14 protein-coding genes are annotated in these 16060 nt (G+C 60.4%); 8 read left to right on the forward strand and 6 right to left on the reverse strand.

Annotated features, from left to right (window positions below; translation table 11 throughout):
• Complete coding sequence (locus LGL98_RS17670) at positions 1 to 744, reverse strand: type 2 GTP cyclohydrolase I (protein WP_023288867.1); 744 nt, start codon at positions 742 to 744, stop codon at positions 1 to 3.
• Positions 745 to 1011: 267 nt separating this feature from the next.
• Between LGL98_RS17670 and dtpD the strand changes: the two genes are divergently transcribed.
• Positions 1012 to 2490, forward strand: a complete 1479-nt coding sequence (gene dtpD / locus LGL98_RS17675; RefSeq protein ID WP_136030842.1) for a dipeptide permease DtpD — start codon at positions 1012 to 1014, stop codon at positions 2488 to 2490.
• Here the strand turns inward: dtpD and phrB are convergent.
• Both phrB and LGL98_RS17685 read right to left on the reverse strand, forming a co-directional pair.
• A complete protein-coding gene (gene phrB, locus LGL98_RS17680; protein ID WP_136030840.1) occupies positions 2462 to 3904 on the reverse strand; it encodes a deoxyribodipyrimidine photo-lyase in 1443 nt (480 codons plus the stop codon). The two genes, dtpD and phrB, sit on opposite strands and share 29 nt — an antisense overlap.
• Positions 3905 to 4088: 184 nt before the next feature.
• Complete coding sequence (locus tag LGL98_RS17685; RefSeq protein ID WP_025711824.1) at positions 4089 to 4298, reverse strand: DUF2517 family protein; 210 nt, start codon at positions 4296 to 4298, stop codon at positions 4089 to 4091.
• Between the two features lie 305 nt (positions 4299 to 4603).
• On the opposite strand from LGL98_RS17685, the gene kdpF reads away from it, so the two are divergent.
• From kdpF to kdpE, 6 genes are read left to right on the forward strand one after another with little or no spacing between them, the layout of a single operon-like run.
• A complete protein-coding gene (kdpF, locus tag LGL98_RS17690) occupies positions 4604 to 4693 on the forward strand; it encodes a K(+)-transporting ATPase subunit F (protein ID WP_020323459.1) in 90 nt (29 codons plus the stop codon).
• The gene (gene kdpA, locus LGL98_RS17695; protein ID WP_136030838.1) at positions 4693 to 6372 is read left to right on the forward strand and encodes a potassium-transporting ATPase subunit KdpA; all 1680 of its coding nucleotides are present in this window, start codon (positions 4693 to 4695) and stop codon (positions 6370 to 6372) included. Before kdpF ends, kdpA begins: the two co-directional genes overlap by 1 nt.
• 20 nt (positions 6373 to 6392) lie before the next feature.
• Positions 6393 to 8441 (forward strand): potassium-transporting ATPase subunit KdpB, encoded by a 2049-nt coding sequence (kdpB, locus tag LGL98_RS17700; RefSeq protein ID WP_048267668.1) that lies wholly within the window; start codon positions 6393 to 6395, stop codon positions 8439 to 8441.
• A 10-nt stretch (positions 8442 to 8451) separates the two neighbouring features.
• Positions 8452 to 9027 carry a potassium-transporting ATPase subunit KdpC gene (kdpC, locus tag LGL98_RS17705; RefSeq protein WP_136030836.1) on the forward strand — a complete coding sequence of 192 codons (576 nt, stop codon included), beginning with the start codon at positions 8452 to 8454 and terminating at the stop codon, positions 9025 to 9027.
• A complete protein-coding gene (kdpD, locus tag LGL98_RS17710) occupies positions 9028 to 11715 on the forward strand; it encodes a two-component system sensor histidine kinase KdpD (RefSeq protein ID WP_136030834.1) in 2688 nt (895 codons plus the stop codon).
• Entirely contained in the window at positions 11712 to 12389 is a 678-nt protein-coding gene (gene kdpE / locus LGL98_RS17715) for a two-component system response regulator KdpE (RefSeq protein ID WP_136030833.1), read from the forward strand. Before kdpD ends, kdpE begins: the two co-directional genes overlap by 4 nt.
• Here kdpE and LGL98_RS17720 read toward each other — a convergent pair.
• Genes LGL98_RS17720 through seqA form a run of 3 tightly spaced genes read right to left on the reverse strand, consistent with a single transcriptional unit; the run spans position 12371 to position 15084 of the window.
• Positions 12371 to 12808, reverse strand: a complete 438-nt coding sequence (locus LGL98_RS17720; RefSeq protein ID WP_136030831.1) for an arginine:ornithine antiporter — start codon at positions 12806 to 12808, stop codon at positions 12371 to 12373. The genes kdpE and LGL98_RS17720 overlap by 19 nt on opposite strands.
• Positions 12809 to 12862: 54 nt before the next feature.
• Positions 12863 to 14503: a phosphoglucomutase (alpha-D-glucose-1,6-bisphosphate-dependent) gene (gene pgm, locus LGL98_RS17725; RefSeq protein ID WP_002894773.1), complete on the reverse strand. Its 1641-nt coding sequence runs from the start codon at positions 14501 to 14503 to the stop codon at positions 12863 to 12865.
• Between the two features lie 32 nt (positions 14504 to 14535).
• Positions 14536 to 15084, reverse strand: a complete 549-nt coding sequence (gene seqA / locus LGL98_RS17730; protein WP_048291357.1) for a replication initiation negative regulator SeqA — start codon at positions 15082 to 15084, stop codon at positions 14536 to 14538.
• A 183-nt stretch (positions 15085 to 15267) separates the two neighbouring features.
• Between seqA and ybfF the strand changes: the two genes are divergently transcribed.
• Positions 15268 to 16041: an esterase gene (gene ybfF / locus LGL98_RS17735; protein ID WP_136030829.1), complete on the forward strand. Its 774-nt coding sequence runs from the start codon at positions 15268 to 15270 to the stop codon at positions 16039 to 16041.
• Positions 16042 to 16060 lie beyond the last annotated feature (19 nt).

Below are 16060 nucleotides of genomic sequence, written 5' to 3' on the forward strand. Positions count from 1 at the left end.
TCAGGCAGGGTTAGGAATATCAATAAAGGTAACATCCAGGTCGGTCGTTTCCGTCAGCCATTCGCTGAGGGCGCGAATGCCGCCCCGCTCGGTAGCGTGGTGGCCGGCAGCATAAAAATGCAGCCCCTGTTCGCGGGCAGAATGAATAGTTTGTTCCGACACCTCGCCGGTGATAAACGCATCCACCCCAAAGCGCGCCGCGGCGTCGATAAAGCTCTGGCCGCCGCCGGTACACCAGGCGACGCGACTGACGGTCTCCGGCCCGGTATCGCCGCACCACAGCGGCTTACGCCCCAGCCGGGCTTCGATCCACGAGGCCAGTTCGAGGCCGGAAACCGGCATCGACAGTTCGCCCCACGGCACCAGCGGTTCGATTTCACCCAGCACGTTAATCCCCAGCAGATGCGCCAGCTGCGCGTTGTTGCCCAGCTCCGGGTGGGCATCCAATGGCAGGTGCCAGCCGTAGAGATTGATATCGTTGGCCAGCAGGGTTTTCAGGCGACGGCGCTTCATGCCGCGGATCACTGGCGATTCGTTTTTCCAGAAATAACCGTGATGAACAATTACCGCATCCGCCTGCAGCCGGACGGCCTCATCCAGCAGCGCCTGGCTGGCCGTCACCCCGGTGACGATCTTGTGCACCGTGTCGCGTCCTTCCACCTGCAGGCCGTTAGGGGCGAAGTCACTGATGGCCGCACTATTGAGCTTGTCGTTAATCAGTTGTTCCAGTTCGCTATTTTTCATCGCCACTCCAGCAGATAATCAGGGTATACAAAGGCATAACATAACCATATCCATTCGGGTCGTCGATAGTCCGCTGCCGTCACTGACCATGACTTTTTAGCGAATCCCGCAATTTGCCTATTCATCCCGCCGCGCATTCGTGTATATTTATGCACTAATAAAGCATATTAAATAATCAGAAAGCCCCTCAAACCATGAATATGACTGATAAATCGCTATTCATGCAGAACGATCGACTTTCGCTTTACGTCAGGAAACACACTTCATATGCAGACAACATCATCGCAGCCGCGGGCGATTTACTACGTCGTGGCGCTGCAGATCTGGGAGTATTTTAGCTTCTACGGCATGCGCGCTCTGCTGATCCTCTATCTCACCAATCAGCTTAAATATGACGATAACCACGCCTATGCTCTGTTCAGCGCCTACTGCTCACTGGTCTATGTGACGCCGATCCTCGGCGGCTATCTGGCCGATAAGCTGTTAGGCAACCGGATGGCTGTCATGCTCGGCGCCCTGCTGATGGCTATTGGCCATCTGGTGCTCGGGGCCAGCGAAACCGCCCCGGTTTTCCTGTACCTGTCGCTGGCGATCATCGTCTGCGGCTACGGGTTGTTTAAATCCAACGTCAGCTGTCTGCTGGGCGAACTCTACGAACCTGCCGATCCGCGTCGCGATGGCGGCTTCTCGCTGATGTATGCGGCGGGCAATATCGGCTCGATTATCGCGCCGATTGCCTGCGGCTATGTACAGGAGGAGTATAGCTGGGCGATGGGCTTTGCCCTGGCGGCTATCGGCATGGTCGCGGGGCTGGTGATTTTCCTCTGCGGCAACCGTCACTTCCGGCATACCGCCGGCGTCAACCGCCAGGCGCTGTGCGCGCGCCACGTTCTGCTACCGAACTGGGGCTGGCTGCTGGTGCTGCTGGTTACCGCCCCGCTGCTGATTGCGGTACTGTTCTGGCAGGAGTGGTCGGTGTATGCCCTGATCGTGGCCACCGTTATCGGCCTGGCGGTGCTGGCGCGGATCTACCTGCGCGCCGAGACCGATAAACAGCGCAAGGATCTGCGCCTGATCGTCGTCCTTACCGCGTTTAGCCTGCTGTTCTGGGCCTTCGCCCAGCAGGGCGGTAGCTCCATCAGTCTGTATATTGACCGCTTCGTTAATCGCCACATCATGAGCTACGAAGTCCCTACCGCTATGTTCCAGTCGGTCAACGCCTTCGCGGTGATGCTCTGCGGAATGGTGTTGGCGTGGCTGGTGAAAGAGAGCATCGGTGGCAATCGCACCGTACGCATCTGGGGAAAATTTGCCCTCGGCCTGGGCCTGATGAGCGCCGGGTTCTGCATTTTGACCCTCAGCGCCCGCTGGTCGGCGGCCTATGGTCAGTCGTCTATGCCGCTGATGGTGCTGGGTCTGGCGGTGATGGGCTTTGCCGAACTGTTTATCGACCCGGTCGCGATGTCGCAAATCACCCGCATTGAGATCCCGGGGGTCACCGGGGTGCTGACCGGTATCTATATGCTGCTCTCCGGAGCCATCGCCAACTATCTGGCCGGCGTCATCGCCGACCAGACCTCGCAGGCGTCATTCGACGCTGCCGGGGCGGTGAACTACTCCATTGACGCCTACATCAAGGTCTTCAGCCAGATCACCTGGGGCGCGCTGGCCTGTGTCGGCGTGGTGCTGGTCATCTGGCTGTATCACTCGCTGAAGGTCAGGACCCGCCGTCTGGCGGTGGAGTAATCCCTTTTCTGGCGGCCTCCCAGGCCGCCAGCGTCTCCTGCCGCGCCTGTTTGTGATCGACCATCGGGCGCGGATAATCCAGTTTGATCCCTTGTTTATCCGCCCACACCCACGGCTGATGCAGCGCCTTCTCCGGCACCTTTGCCAGCTCAGGCAGCCAGCGACGCATAAACACCCCCTGCTTATCAAACTTCTCGCCCTGGGTGGTGGGATTAAATATGCGGAAATAGGGCGCGGCGTCGGTGCCGGTCGAGGCTGCCCACTGCCAGCCACCGTTGTTCGCCGCCAGGTCGCCATCAATCAGTTGGCTCATGAAATAACGCTCCCCTGCCCGCCAGTCGAGGCGCAGATCCTTCGTCAGGAAACTGGCGACAATCATACGCAGCCGGTTATGCATCCAGCCGGTGGCGTTAAGCTGGCGCATCGCGGCATCGACAATCGGAAAGCCGGTCTCCCCGCGCTGCCAGGCCTGCAGGACGGCCTCATCTTCACGCCAGGCGACCTTATCGGTCCATGCGATAAACGGGCGTCCTTTACAGAGTTTCGGATAGTAAACCATCAGATGGCGGTAAAACTCGCGCCAGATCAGCTCATTAAGCCAGGTGGCGCCGGCCCCGCCGTCCAGCGCATTCGGGTGCTCCGCCAGCAGACGATGCAGGCACTGGCGTGGCGACAGCACGCCGATGGCCAGGCAGGGCGACAGGCGACTGGTCCCTTCCACGGCCGGGAAGTCGCGCTGCTCCTCATAATCCGCCGCCGCTTGCTGACAAAACGCCCGCAGTCGCGCCAGCGCCGTTTTTTCATCCGCGGCGAACAGCAGCCCATCGAACGGCGTTTGCGGGTAGTTAAGCTCCGGCACCGACGGCGCCTGGCGGGCAGGCGCCTGGCGCGGCTTCGGGGCTGCCACGCACGCCGGCAGCCCGTCCCGCAGACGGCGAATAAACGCATTCTTAAACGGGGTGAAGACTTTATACATTTCGCCGCCACCGGTCAGTACGCTGCCGGGCGGCAACAGTACGCTGTCGTCAAAGCCCTGGCAAATCACCTCGCGCAAGGTGTTCTCTACGGCGGCATCGCGCTGGCGTTCATTGAATTCGTACTGATAGTTGTAGAACAGGTGACTGACCTGATGCTGCTGGCAGAAATGGGCCAGCCGCTCGACGCTGGCGGTAAAATCGTCCGCCTCTTCTACCCACAGCGGTATGCCCCGTTCCGCCAGCGCGGCATGCAGACTCTGTAAATGGCTGGCGATAAACGCAGCCTGCCGTGGCGCCAGGTGATGCTCGCGCCACTGCCCTGGGGTGGCGATATACAGCGCCAGCACCTGCGCCTGCGGATCGCGGCAGGCGGCGGCCAGCGCCAGGTTATCGTGAATACGTAAATCCGTGCGTAACCAGACCAGATGGGTGGCCATATCACTCCTCATTATCCGTCAGCAATACTCATCTCATGATCTAAGCCGGCAAAAATAGCGCGCTCCGGCAAAATAAGCACCTGCCAATTCCGTTGCGGCGCATGAAAACGAGTGTAGACAAGCGACGAAAAAAAACCGCCGGGGGCAACCCGGCGGTTTTCTTATTTTCTTCGTAGCAGGACGATTAATAGAAATCGTGAGCGGCTTTTTCCGCCTGCGCCATCCATACCGGCTGCTCGCTGGTTTTCGACCACACCCGGTGCAGCCAGCTGTAGTAGCGGGCGCGATCTTTCCAGAACAGCATCACCGGCAGCGCCACGACGCCAGCCACGACGGCGAAAGCACGACGCAGCAAAATAATATGAGCAGGATAAGCTTTGTACAACGCCATCATTTCTCTCCCCTTTATCAGGCCGGCAAGCAGCGCCGGTAAAATTAACATGTTTGTCTGAGCAAAATAGTACCGCGTTGGTTGTAATTTTACTACTCATCCGACCACTAAAAAACACGTAGTTATACTTAATTTACATTCATCACGTAAATTAGTTACAAAAAAGTTAAATTAATACTAACCATCAGTTAATTTGTGCCTTTGTCATTTTTATACTTTTTTTACACCGCGCCCGCCGATTTTTGCGAAATCTTTGCGCCGTAATTTCTATTCTCCTGGTAAATCAAAAAGACACCCGGAGGTGGATTGTGACTGCAGGCGTACTCACTGGCGTTGGGCTGGTGTTCCTGTTACTGGCTTATCTGGTTTATGCCTTGATACATGCGGAGGCATTCTGATGGCCGCCCAGGGATTTTTATTATTAGCCAGCTACCTGCTGGTATTGCTGGTGCTGGCGCGCCCGCTGGGGGCGTGTCTGGCGAGAATGGTGAACGATATCCCGCTTCCCGGCCTGGCCGGCATCGAGCGCGTCCTGTGGCGGGTGGCCGGGATCCGCGCCGAGGAAATGGGGTGGCTGCAATATTTGCTGGCGATCCTGCTGTTTAACGCCCTTGGTGGTCTGGCGCTGTTTGCCCTGCTGATGCTCCAAGGCGTGCTGCCGTTTAACCCGCAGCATCTGCCAGGGTTATCATGGGATCTGGCGCTCAACACGGCGGTCAGCTTTGTCAGCAATACCAACTGGCAGGCTTACGCCGGCGAAAGCACCATGAGCTATCTCAGCCAGATGGTCGGCCTGACGGTGCAAAATTTCCTCTCCGCCGCCACCGGGATCGCCGTGGTCTTCGCCCTGACCCGCGCCTTTGCCCGGCAGAAAATGTCGACCCTTGGCAATGCCTGGGTCGACCTGACGCGTATTACCCTGTGGCTGCTGCTGCCGCTCTCCCTGCTGGTGGCCCTGTTCTTTATTCAGCAGGGTGTGCCGCAGAATCTGCTGGCCTACCAACCCCTGACCACCCTCGAGGGGGCGCACCAGCTGTTGCCGATGGGGCCTGTCGCCTCGCAGGAAGCGATTAAGCTGCTGGGCACCAACGGCGGCGGTTTCTTTAACGCCAACTCCGCTCACCCGTTTGAAAACCCAACCGCGCTGACCAATCTCGTGCAGATGCTGGCGATCTTCCTGATCCCGGCGGCGCTGTGCTTCGCCTTCGGCGAGGTGGTGAGCGATCGACGTCAGGGACGCGCCATCCTGTGGGCAATGACGCTGATCTTTATCCTCTGCGTCGCCGTGGTGATGTGGGCGGAAACCCGCGGCAACCCGCATCTGCTGACGCTGGGCGCCGACAGTAGCCTGAATATGGAAGGTAAAGAGAGCCGCTTCGGTATTCTCGCCAGCAGTCTGTTCGCGGTGATCACCACTGCCGCCTCCTGCGGCGCGGTCAACGCCATGCATGACTCCTTCACCGCGCTGGGCGGCATGGTACCGATGTGGCTGATGCAGATTGGCGAAGTGGTATTCGGCGGCGTCGGCTCGGGCCTGTACGGCATGCTGCTGTTCGTTATGCTGGCGGTATTTATCGCCGGGCTGATGGTCGGCCGCACCCCGGAGTATCTCGGGAAGAAAATCGATGTCCGGGAAATGAAAATGATCGCCCTCGCCATTCTGGTCACCCCGACGCTGGTGCTGCTTGGCACGGCGCTGGCGATGATGACCGACGCCGGTCGCGCCGGGATGTTTAACCCCGGGCCGCACGGCTTTAGCGAAGTGCTGTACGCCGTCACCTCGGCGGCCAATAACAATGGCAGCGCCTTCGCTGGCCTGGGTGCGGCGACACCGTTCTGGAACCTGCTGCTGGCGTTCTGCATGCTGGTCGGCCGCTTCGCCGTCATCATTCCGGTAATGGCTATCGCCGGCTCGCTGGTGGCGAAGAAAATACAGCCTGCCAGCCCCGGTACTCTGGCCACTCACGATGCCCTGTTTATCGGTTTGCTGATCGGCACCGTGCTGCTGGTGGGCGCCCTGACCTTTATTCCTGCGCTGGCGCTTGGCCCGCTGGCTGAACACTTTTCCTTACTTTGAGCGATGCGGAGCACCCTGTTATGAGTCGCAAACAATTAGCCCTGCTGGAGCCGACGCTGGTGCGCCAGGCGCTGCTGGATGCCGTGAAAAAACTCAGCCCGATGGTGCAGTGGCGCAATCCGGTGATGTTTATCGTCTGGGTTGGCAGCCTGTTAACCACCCTGCTGGCGATCGCGATGGCTGGCGGCGCCCTGACCGGTAGCGCCACCTTTACTGCCGCCGTCAGTATCTGGCTGTGGTTTACCGTGTTGTTCGCCAACTTTGCCGAAGCGATGGCGGAAGGCCGCAGCAAAGCTCAGGCCAACAGCCTGAAAGGGGTGAAAAAAACGGCCTTCGCCCGCAAACTGCGCGCCCCGCAGCATGACGCGACGGTCGACCACGTGCCGGCGGAAGACCTGCGCAAAGGCGACGTGGTGCTGGTGGAAGCCGGGGATATTATCCCCTGCGATGGCGAAGTCATCGAAGGCGGCGCCTCGGTGGACGAAAGCGCCATCACCGGCGAATCTGCCCCGGTGATCCGCGAATCCGGTGGCGATTTCGCCTCGGTGACCGGCGGGACGCGCATTCTCTCCGACTGGCTGGTGATCCGTTGCAGCGTCAACCCGGGAGAAACCTTCCTCGACCGGATGATCGCCATGGTGGAAGGCGCTCAGCGCCGTAAAACGCCGAACGAGATCGCCCTGACGATCCTGCTGATCGCCCTGACGCTGGTGTTCCTGCTGGCCACCGCCACCATCTGGCCGTTCTCGGCGTGGAGCGGCAATGCGGTCAGCGTCACCGTGCTGGTCGCCCTGCTGGTGTGCCTGATCCCGACCACCATCGGCGGGCTGCTGTCGGCCATTGGTGTCGCCGGAATGAGCCGTATGCTCGGCGCCAACGTGATCGCCACCAGTGGCCGCGCGGTGGAAGCCGCTGGCGACGTCGATGTCCTGCTGCTGGATAAAACCGGGACCATTACCCTCGGCAATCGCCAGGCCTCCGCCTTCCTGCCGGCGCGCGGCGTGGAAGAGCGAACCCTCGCCGACGCCGCCCAGCTCTCCTCGCTGGCGGATGAAACCCCTGAGGGGCGCAGCATCGTGGTGCTGGCGAAACAGCGCTTTAACCTGCGCGAACGCGATCTGCAGTCGCTGCACGCCACCTTTGTCCCCTTTACCGCGCAAACGCGGATGAGCGGCATCAATATCGATCAACGCATGATCCGCAAAGGGTCGGTGGACGCCATTCGCCGCCACGTGGAGGCCAACGGCGGCCACTTCCCTGCCGATGTCGATAAGCAGGTGGAAGAGGTCGCCCGCCAGGGGGCCACACCGCTGGTGGTCGCCGAAGGGGAAAAGGTGCTGGGGATTATTGCGCTCAAAGATATCGTCAAAGGCGGTATCAAAGAACGTTTCGCTCAGCTGCGCAAAATGGGTATCAAAACGGTGATGATCACCGGCGATAACCGCCTGACCGCCGCGGCGATCGCCGCCGAGGCCGGCGTCGATGATTTCCTCGCCGAAGCGACGCCGGAAGCCAAGCTGGCCTTGATCCGCCAGTATCAGTCGGAAGGTCGGCTGGTGGCGATGACCGGCGACGGCACCAACGACGCGCCCGCGCTGGCTCAGGCCGACGTGGCGGTGGCCATGAACTCTGGCACCCAGGCAGCGAAAGAAGCGGGCAACATGGTCGATCTGGATTCCAACCCTACCAAGCTGATTGAGGTGGTCCATATCGGCAAACAGATGTTAATGACGCGCGGCTCGCTGACCACCTTCAGTATTGCCAACGACGTGGCGAAATATTTTGCCATTATTCCGGCAGCATTTGCCGCAGTTTATCCCCAGCTGGCCATGCTGAACGTGATGGGCCTGCATTCGCCCTCGTCGGCGATCCTCAGCGCCGTTATCTTCAACGCGCTGATCATCGTCTTCCTGATCCCGCTGGCCCTGAAAGGCGTCAGCTATCGCCCGCTCTCCGCCTCGGCGATGCTACGCCGCAACCTGTGGATCTACGGCCTCGGCGGTCTGCTGGTGCCCTTTATCGGTATTAAAGCCATCGACCTACTGCTGACCCTGAGCGGTCTGGTGTGAGGAAATCACTATGTCATTAATTCGTCCAGCACTTGTGCTATTTATTCTGTTAACGCTGCTCACCGGCGGCGTCTATCCTCTGCTTACCACCAGCCTGGGGCAATGGTGGTTTAACCCGCAGGCCAACGGCTCGCTGATCCGCCTGAACGGTGAAGTGCGCGGCTCGGCGCTGATTGGTCAGAACTTTACTGCCGCAGGCTATTTCCAGGGCCGCCCGTCGGCCACCGCTGAGACGGCGGATAATCCTATGGCCTCAGGCGGCAGCAATCTTGCCGCCAGCAACCCGGCGCTGGATAAAGCGGTGAGCGAGCGCGTACAGGCGCTGCGCGCCGCCAACCCGGACGCCGACCCGCAGGTGCCGGTCGAGCTGGTCACCACCTCGGCGAGCGGTCTCGATAACAACCTGACTCCGGCCGCCGCGCTGTGGCAGGTCCCCCGGGTGGCTAAAGCGCGCCAGCTGAGCGTTGAGCAGGTAACCCAGTTGGTGAATCAGGCCACACAAATCCCGCTGCTAAGCTTCCTTGGTCAGCCGGTGGTGAATATACTGCAACTCAATATGGCGCTGGATGCCCTGAAGGATAAGTAAATGAGTGACGAGCCGCTGCGCCCGGACCCTGACCGCCTGCTGCAGCACACCGCCGCCCCGCATCGCGGCAAACTGAAAGTGTTCTTTGGCGCCTGCGCCGGGGTGGGGAAAACCTGGGCGATGCTGGCGGAAGCGCAGCGGCTGCGCGCCCAGGGGCTGGATATTCTGATTGGTGTGGCGGAGACCCACGGCCGAAAAGAGACCGCCGCGATGCTGCAGGGCCTGAGCACCCTGCCGCCGCGGCGGCTTGCCCATCGCGGGCGGTACGTCTATGAGTTCGATCTCGACGCCGCCCTCGCCCGCCGTCCGGCGCTGATTCTGGTGGATGAGCTGGCGCACAGCAATGCGCCCGGCTCTCGCCATCCAAAGCGCTGGCAGGATGTGGATGAACTGCTGGAGGCCGGAATAGATGTTTTCACTACCGTTAACGTCCAGCATCTGGAAAGCCTGAATGACGTCGTCAGCGGGATCACCGGCGTGCAGGTGCGGGAGACCGTCCCCGATCCCTTCTTTGACGCCGCGGACGACGTGGTGTTGGTGGATCTCCCCCCTGACGATCTGCGCCAGCGGCTCAATGAGGGCAAAGTCTACATCGGCGGCCAGGCTGAGCGCGCTATCGAAAACTTTTTCCGCAAGGGCAACCTGATTGCGCTGCGCGAGCTGGCTCTGCGCCGCACCGCCGACCGCGTCGATGAGCAAATGCGCGCCTGGCGCGACCGCCAGGGCCAGGAGAAAGTCTGGCACACCCGCGATGCGATCCTGCTCTGTATCGGGCACAACACCGGCAGCGAAAAGCTGGTGCGCGCCGCCGCCCGGCTCGCCGCCCGCCTGGGCAGCGTCTGGCATGCAGTGTATGTCGAGACCCCTTCCCTGCACCGGCTGCCGGAAGCCCGGCGGCGGGCTATTCTCGCCGCGCTGCGTCTGGCCCAGGAGCTGGGCGCCGAAACCGCCACCCTCTCCGACCCGTCGGAAGAGAAAGCGGTCCTCCATTACGCCCGCGAACATAACCTCGGCAAAATCGTCATCGGCCGCCAGCGCAAACGCCGCTGGTGGGATCGCAGCGGCTTCGCCGACCGTCTGGCTCGCCATGCGCCGGACCTCGATCTGGTGGTGATCGCCCTCGATGAAAAACCGTCCCCCCTCCCTGCGCGGGCCAACGACAGCCGTACGGCGCTGGAAAAATGGCGACTGCAGCTGCAGGGCTGCGCGGTGGCGGTGGCGCTGTGCGCCATCATTACCCTGGTGGCCATGCAGTGGTTGATGGCTTTCGAAGCCGCCAACCTGGTGATGCTCTATCTGCTGGGGGTGGTGATCATCGCCCTGGTCTATGGTCGCTGGCCGTCGGTGCTGGCGACGGTGATCAACGTTATTAGCTTCGATCTCTTTTTTGTCGCTCCGCGCGGGACGCTGGCGGTGTCGGATGTCCAGTATCTGCTCACCTTCGGCGTGATGCTCACCGTGGGCCTGCTTATTGGTAACCTCACCGCCGGCGTGCGCTACCAGGCGCGGGTGGCGCGCTACCGTGAACGCCGTACCCGTCATCTGTATGAGATGTCTAAAGCGCTGGCGGTGGGTCGTAGCCAGCAGGATATCGCCACCACCAGCGAGCGGTTTATCGCCTCCACCTTTCAGGCCCGCAGCCAGCTGCTGCTGCCGGACGCCCAGGGAAAACTGCTGCCCTTAACCCACCAGCCAGGGCTGACCCCGTGGGATGATGCTATCGCCCGCTGGAGCTTTGATAAGGGCCAACCTGCCGGCGCCGGCACCGATACCCTGCCCGGCGTGCCCTATCAGATCTTGCCCCTGAAGAGCGCCGCCCGCACCTGGGGGCTATTGGTGGTGGAACCGGAGAATTTGCGCCAGCTGATGATCCCAGAGCAGCAGCGGCTGCTGGAAACCTTCACCCTGCTGGTGGCCAGCGCCCTGGAGCGCCTCACCCTGACCGCCAGCGAAGAGCAGGCCCGGCTGACCAGCGAGCGTGAAAGTCTGCGGAACTCGCTGCTCGCTGCGCTGTCACACGATCTGCGAACCCCGCTAACCGTGCTGTTTGGCCAGGCGGAAATCCTGACCCTCGACCTGGCCAGCGAAGGTTCAAAACATGCTCCGCAGGCCAACGAAATTCGCCAGCATGTGCTCAACACCACCCGGCTGGTGAACAACCTGTTGGATATGGCGCGGATACAGTCCGGCGGCTTTAATCTGCATAAGGAGTGGCTGACGCTGGAGGAAGTGGTCGGCAGCGCGCTGCGCATGCTCGAACCGAGCCTTGGTGGCCAGCACATTCAGCTGGATTTACCCGATCCCCTCCAGCTGGTGCATGTCGATGGGCCGCTGTTCGAGCGGGTGCTGATCAACCTGCTGGAAAATGCCCATAAGTATGCCGGCGCCCGGGCGGAGATCGGCATCCGCGCCGAGGCGGACGCCAAACAGCTGTCGCTGGAAGTCTGGGATAGTGGTCCGGGGATCCCGGCGGGCCAGGAACAGGCTATCTTTGATAAATTCGCCCGCGGCAATAAAGAGTCGGCGATCCCTGGCGTCGGGCTGGGCCTTGCCATCTGTCAGGCCATCGTCGATGTCCACGGCGGGACCATCTCCGCCAGTAACCGGCCCGAGGGCGGCGCCTCTTTCCGTGTTACACTGCCGCGAGAAGCGCCCCCTGAACTGGAAGAGTTACCTGAGGAATTGTGATCAACGTTCTGATTATCGAAGACGAACACGCTATCCGTCGCTTTCTGCGCACCGCGCTGGAAGCTGACGGCATGCGCGTATTTGAAGCAGAAACCCTGCAGCGTGGGCTGATCGAAGCTGCTACCCGTAAGCCAGACCTCGCGATCCTCGATCTGGGCCTGCCGGATGGTGACGGCATTGATTTTATTCGCGACCTGCGTCAGTGGAGCAAGATGCCGATCATCGTCCTGTCAGCGCGTAGCGAAGAGCATGACAAAATTGCCGCCCTGGATGCCGGCGCCGACGACTACTTAAGTAAACCCTTTGGTATCGGCGAGCTGCAGGCCCGCCTGCGTGTCGCGCTGCGTCGCCACGGCGCGGCGCAGGCCGACGAGCCGGTGGTGCGTTTTGCCGACCTGGAGGTCAATATCCCCGCACGCCGTATTCTGCGCGGCAGCGAAGAGATCCACCTGACGCCCATCGAGTTTCGCCTGCTGGCGGCGCTATTGAATAATCCCGGCAAAGTGCTTACCCAGCGTCAGCTGCTGAATCAGGTATGGGGGCCTAATGCCGTGGAGCACAGTCACTATCTGCGGATCTACATGGGTCATCTGCGACAAAAGCTGGAGGCCGATCCGGCACGGCCGCAGCATTTGCTGACCGAAACCGGCATTGGCTATCGCTTTATGCCCTGAATCCCGCCTCTGCAGTACCAGAGGCTGGCGATTTTCAGCCCTTCAGAGAGCAGCAGAAAACCGGCCAGGATCGCTACATGCCTGACGCCAGCAGCCTGAATCAGCCACAGCCCCAGCGACAGCGAAGGCTGCATAAACACCAGCCTGAGCGGCGCCTGCGCCCAGGCCAGCCACAGCGCATAGCGGCTCTGACGAAAAAAGAGGATCATCGACAGCGGGATGCTGATAATCAGCAGAACATTCAGCGGATAGAGCCAGACCGCCGCGGAGCCCCAGGTATGTAACAGCTGGAGATAAGCCAGCAGGTCGTCGTAGAAAGGGAGGCGGCGGTGGGAAATATTCCACCATAAAAATTGCAGGACGAAAAAGAGATCCATCCACGCCCAGAACAAAAACAGGGACTTCCGTTGTATTTTCATCGCTATCCTTGCGAAAAAAATCAGGCCCGCAAGGGGCCTGATGATAGTGCGTGGTTAGGCGTTCTTCAGCACTTCGCTGACAATCTCTACCGCTTCTTTTTCAATCAGCTTGCGATGTTCTTCGCCGAGGAAGCTTTCGCAGTAGATCTTGTAGGCATCTTCGGTGCCTGACGGACGCGCCGCGAACCAGCCGTTGTCGGTCATCACCTTCAGGCCGCCAATCGCCGCCCCGTTGCCCGGCGCCGCGGTCAGACGGGCGGTGATCGGATCGCCCGCCAGGGTGTCGGCGCTGACCATTTCCGGAGAGAGCTTGGACAGCGCTGCTTTCTGCGCGGAGGTCGCGGAAGCCTGCAGACGGTTATAGCTCGGCGCACCGAAGCGTTCCGCCAGCTCGTTGTAATGCTCCTGCGGGTTTTTCCCGGTGACTGCGGTGATTTCCGCCGCCAGCAGGCACATGATGATGCCGTCTTTATCGGTCGACCACGGCGTGCCGTCGAAGCGCAGGAAGGAGGCCCCGGCGCTCTCTTCGCCGCCGAAGCCGAAGCTGCCGTCGAACAGGCCGTCAACGAACCACTTAAAGCCCACCGGCACTTCCACCAGCTTGCGGCCCAGATCGTTCACCACGCGGTCAATCATCGCCGAGGAGACCAGCGTTTTACCGACTGCCACCTCTTTGCCCCACTGCGGACGATGCTGGAACAGATAGTTGATCGCCACCGCCAGGTAATGGTTCGGATTCATCAGCCCCGCCGGGGTGACAATCCCGTGGCGGTCGTAATCCGGGTCGTTGGCAAACGCCAGATCGAACTTATCGCGCAGCGCCAGCAGGCCCGCCATCGCACACTCCGAGGAGCAGTCCATGCGGATGGCGCCGTCTTTATCGAGGTGCATGAAGCGGAAGGTCTGATCCACCTGATCGTTAACAATGGTCAGATTGAGCTTGTAGTGCTCGCCAATGCGTTTCCAGTATTCGATGCCGGATCCGCCCAGCGGATCGACGCCCAGCGTCAGGCCGGCTTTCTGGATCGCCGCCATGTCGACGATGTCCGCCAGCCCCTCAATGAACGGCTGCACCAGATCCTGTTCTTTAACGTGGCCAGAAGCCAGCGCCGCGTCCAGAGAAATGCGTTTCACGCCCTGCAGGCCGGCGGCCAGCAGTTCGTTGGCGCGGTTCTCCACCACTTTGGTGACGTTGGTATCCGCCGGGCCGCCGTTTGGCGGGTTGTACTTGATACCACCATCTTCCGGCGGGTTGTGTGACGGGGTGATCACAATACCGTCCGCCAGCGGACCGCCTTTTTTGTTATGCACCAGAATCGCATTGGAGACCGCCGGCGTCGGAGTGAAGCCATTGTTTTCCTGCACGATTACGTCAACGCCGTTGGCGGTTAACACTTCCAGCACCGAGATAAACGCCGGCTCGGAGAGGGCGTGGGTATCTTTGCCGACATAGCACGGACCGGTGATCCCGTTCTTCGCACGATCTTCCGCAATGGCCTGGGCGATGGCCAGGATATGCGGTTCGTTGAAGTTGTGGCGCGCCGCGCTGCCGCGATGGCCAGAGGTACCGAATTTTACCGCATGCTCCGCATTACCGACTTCAGGCTTCAGCACGTAGTACTGAGCAGTCAGTTGGGCGACGTTAATCAAATCACTCTGTTGCGCAGGCTGCCCCGCACGTTTATCGATTGCCATTGCCTGATCCTTCTGGTGCAAATGTTAAAAAGCTAGATCGTGCCGCAAACCTTTTCAATCAGCTCCGCAGGGAACTGCATCGACTGCATGATGTGCTCGATCATGCTGCATTTACGGCCGGTATTGGTATTGGTGATAACCCACCACGGGGTACCAGGAACCTGTTTCGGTTTGGTCTGGTTGCCGCTTTTCAGCAGCGTACGCGCATCTTCCGCGAAGTAAACGCGCGTGCGGCCGTGCAGAGACTCGGTAGCCTCAGCAAAGGCTTTACTGTCCAGGGAGTAGAGGGTCGTCAACACCAGCATAAAACGGTTCACCGCGCGCTTCTGCTCGGCGTATTCATCAGATAACAGCATCTCGCGCATGGCGCGGACTTTATCCTTCACCGGGTTAGCGGGTTTCACCTCAGCGGCAGGCGCTGGCGCCAGCGTCGGCGCGGCTTTGCTGACCGGTGTAGCCGGTTGGGAAACGGCGGAAAATTTCAGCATACGCCGTAAAATGTCGGATGCGCTCTCGCCGATATGCAGAGTGTGGCTGGCAATATAGCGATAGAGTTCATCATCAACTTCAATTGTTTTCATCTTAATCCAGTGCGATATCTTTTCTGAATACAAATCGTTGGGATTATAAGTACAAATCCCAACCGCGGATAGCGTCAAACCAGGATGGCGGTAAAACTCAGAAAACTTCTGGGTCTTGCAGCCGGATGGCAGAATGTCCAACATAATACCCTAACCCGACGGAGCGAAAAAAAGAACTTTGCCATGAAATTAAATAGCCGAGCGCAATCTGCACAGAATTCGCACAACAACTCCCCGATCGTGCTGGTCCACGGTCTGTTTGGCAGCCTGGACAACCTGGGCATCCTCGCCCGCGACCTGATCGCCGACCACGATATTGTGCAGGTCGATATGCGCAACCACGGATTATCGCCGCGGTCGCCAGAAATGACCTACCCCGCCATGGCGCAGGATCTGCTCGATACGCTCGACGCACACCAGATCGAGCGCGCCACCTTTATCGGCCATTCGATGGGCGGCAAAGCGGTAATGGCGCTGACCGCGCTGGCGCCGGAACGCATCAGCGGTCTGGTGGCGATCGATATCGCGCCGGTGGATTATCACGTACGCCGCCATGATGAGATCTTCGCGGCTATCCGCGCCGTCAGCGAATCCGCCGCCAGCACCCGCCAGCAGGCGGCGCAGGTGATGCGCGAATATCTGCAGGAAGAAGGCGTGATTCAGTTCCTGCTAAAATCATTCGTCGACGGCGAATGGCGCTTTAACGTGCCGGTGCTGTGGGACCAGTATCCGCATATTGTCGGCTGGGAAATCATTCCTGCCTGGCCACACCCGACGCAGTTTATTCCCGGCGGCAACTCGCCTTATGTGACCGATGCCTACCGCGACGCGCTGCTGGCCCAGTTCCCGCAGGCGCGGGCGCACGTCATCGCCGGCGCCGGACACTGGGTGCATGCCGAGAAACCCGAAGCGGTGTTACGCGCCATCCGCCGCTATCTGGCGAGCATCGCCGTCTGATTGACTAAAATATGCCCGA

It is taken from the genome of Klebsiella africana, assembly GCF_020526085.1.
Taxonomy (GTDB): domain Bacteria; phylum Pseudomonadota; class Gammaproteobacteria; order Enterobacterales; family Enterobacteriaceae; genus Klebsiella; species Klebsiella africana.

What these genes read in the sequence shown, in the direction of transcription:
- LGL98_RS17670 (WP_023288867.1), bottom strand. Translation starts at nt 744, where the DNA reads ATGAAAAATAGCGAACTGGAACAACTGATTAACGACAAGCTCAATAGT.
- dtpD (WP_136030842.1), top strand. Translation starts at nt 1,012, where the DNA reads ATGCAGACAACATCATCGCAGCCGCGGGCGATTTACTACGTCGTGGCG.
- phrB (WP_136030840.1), bottom strand. Translation starts at nt 3,904, where the DNA reads ATGGCCACCCATCTGGTCTGGTTACGCACGGATTTACGTATTCACGAT.
- LGL98_RS17685 (WP_025711824.1), bottom strand. Translation starts at nt 4,298, where the DNA reads ATGATGGCGTTGTACAAAGCTTATCCTGCTCATATTATTTTGCTGCGT.
- kdpA (WP_136030838.1), top strand. Translation starts at nt 4,693, where the DNA reads ATGGCCGCCCAGGGATTTTTATTATTAGCCAGCTACCTGCTGGTATTG.
- kdpB (WP_048267668.1), top strand. Translation starts at nt 6,393, where the DNA reads ATGAGTCGCAAACAATTAGCCCTGCTGGAGCCGACGCTGGTGCGCCAG.
- kdpC (WP_136030836.1), top strand. Translation starts at nt 8,452, where the DNA reads ATGTCATTAATTCGTCCAGCACTTGTGCTATTTATTCTGTTAACGCTG.
- kdpD (WP_136030834.1), top strand. Translation starts at nt 9,028, where the DNA reads ATGAGTGACGAGCCGCTGCGCCCGGACCCTGACCGCCTGCTGCAGCAC.
- LGL98_RS17720 (WP_136030831.1), bottom strand. Translation starts at nt 12,808, where the DNA reads ATGAAAATACAACGGAAGTCCCTGTTTTTGTTCTGGGCGTGGATGGAT.
- pgm (WP_002894773.1), bottom strand. Translation starts at nt 14,503, where the DNA reads ATGGCAATCGATAAACGTGCGGGGCAGCCTGCGCAACAGAGTGATTTG.
- seqA (WP_048291357.1), bottom strand. Translation starts at nt 15,084, where the DNA reads ATGAAAACAATTGAAGTTGATGATGAACTCTATCGCTATATTGCCAGC.
- ybfF (WP_136030829.1), top strand. Translation starts at nt 15,268, where the DNA reads ATGAAATTAAATAGCCGAGCGCAATCTGCACAGAATTCGCACAACAAC.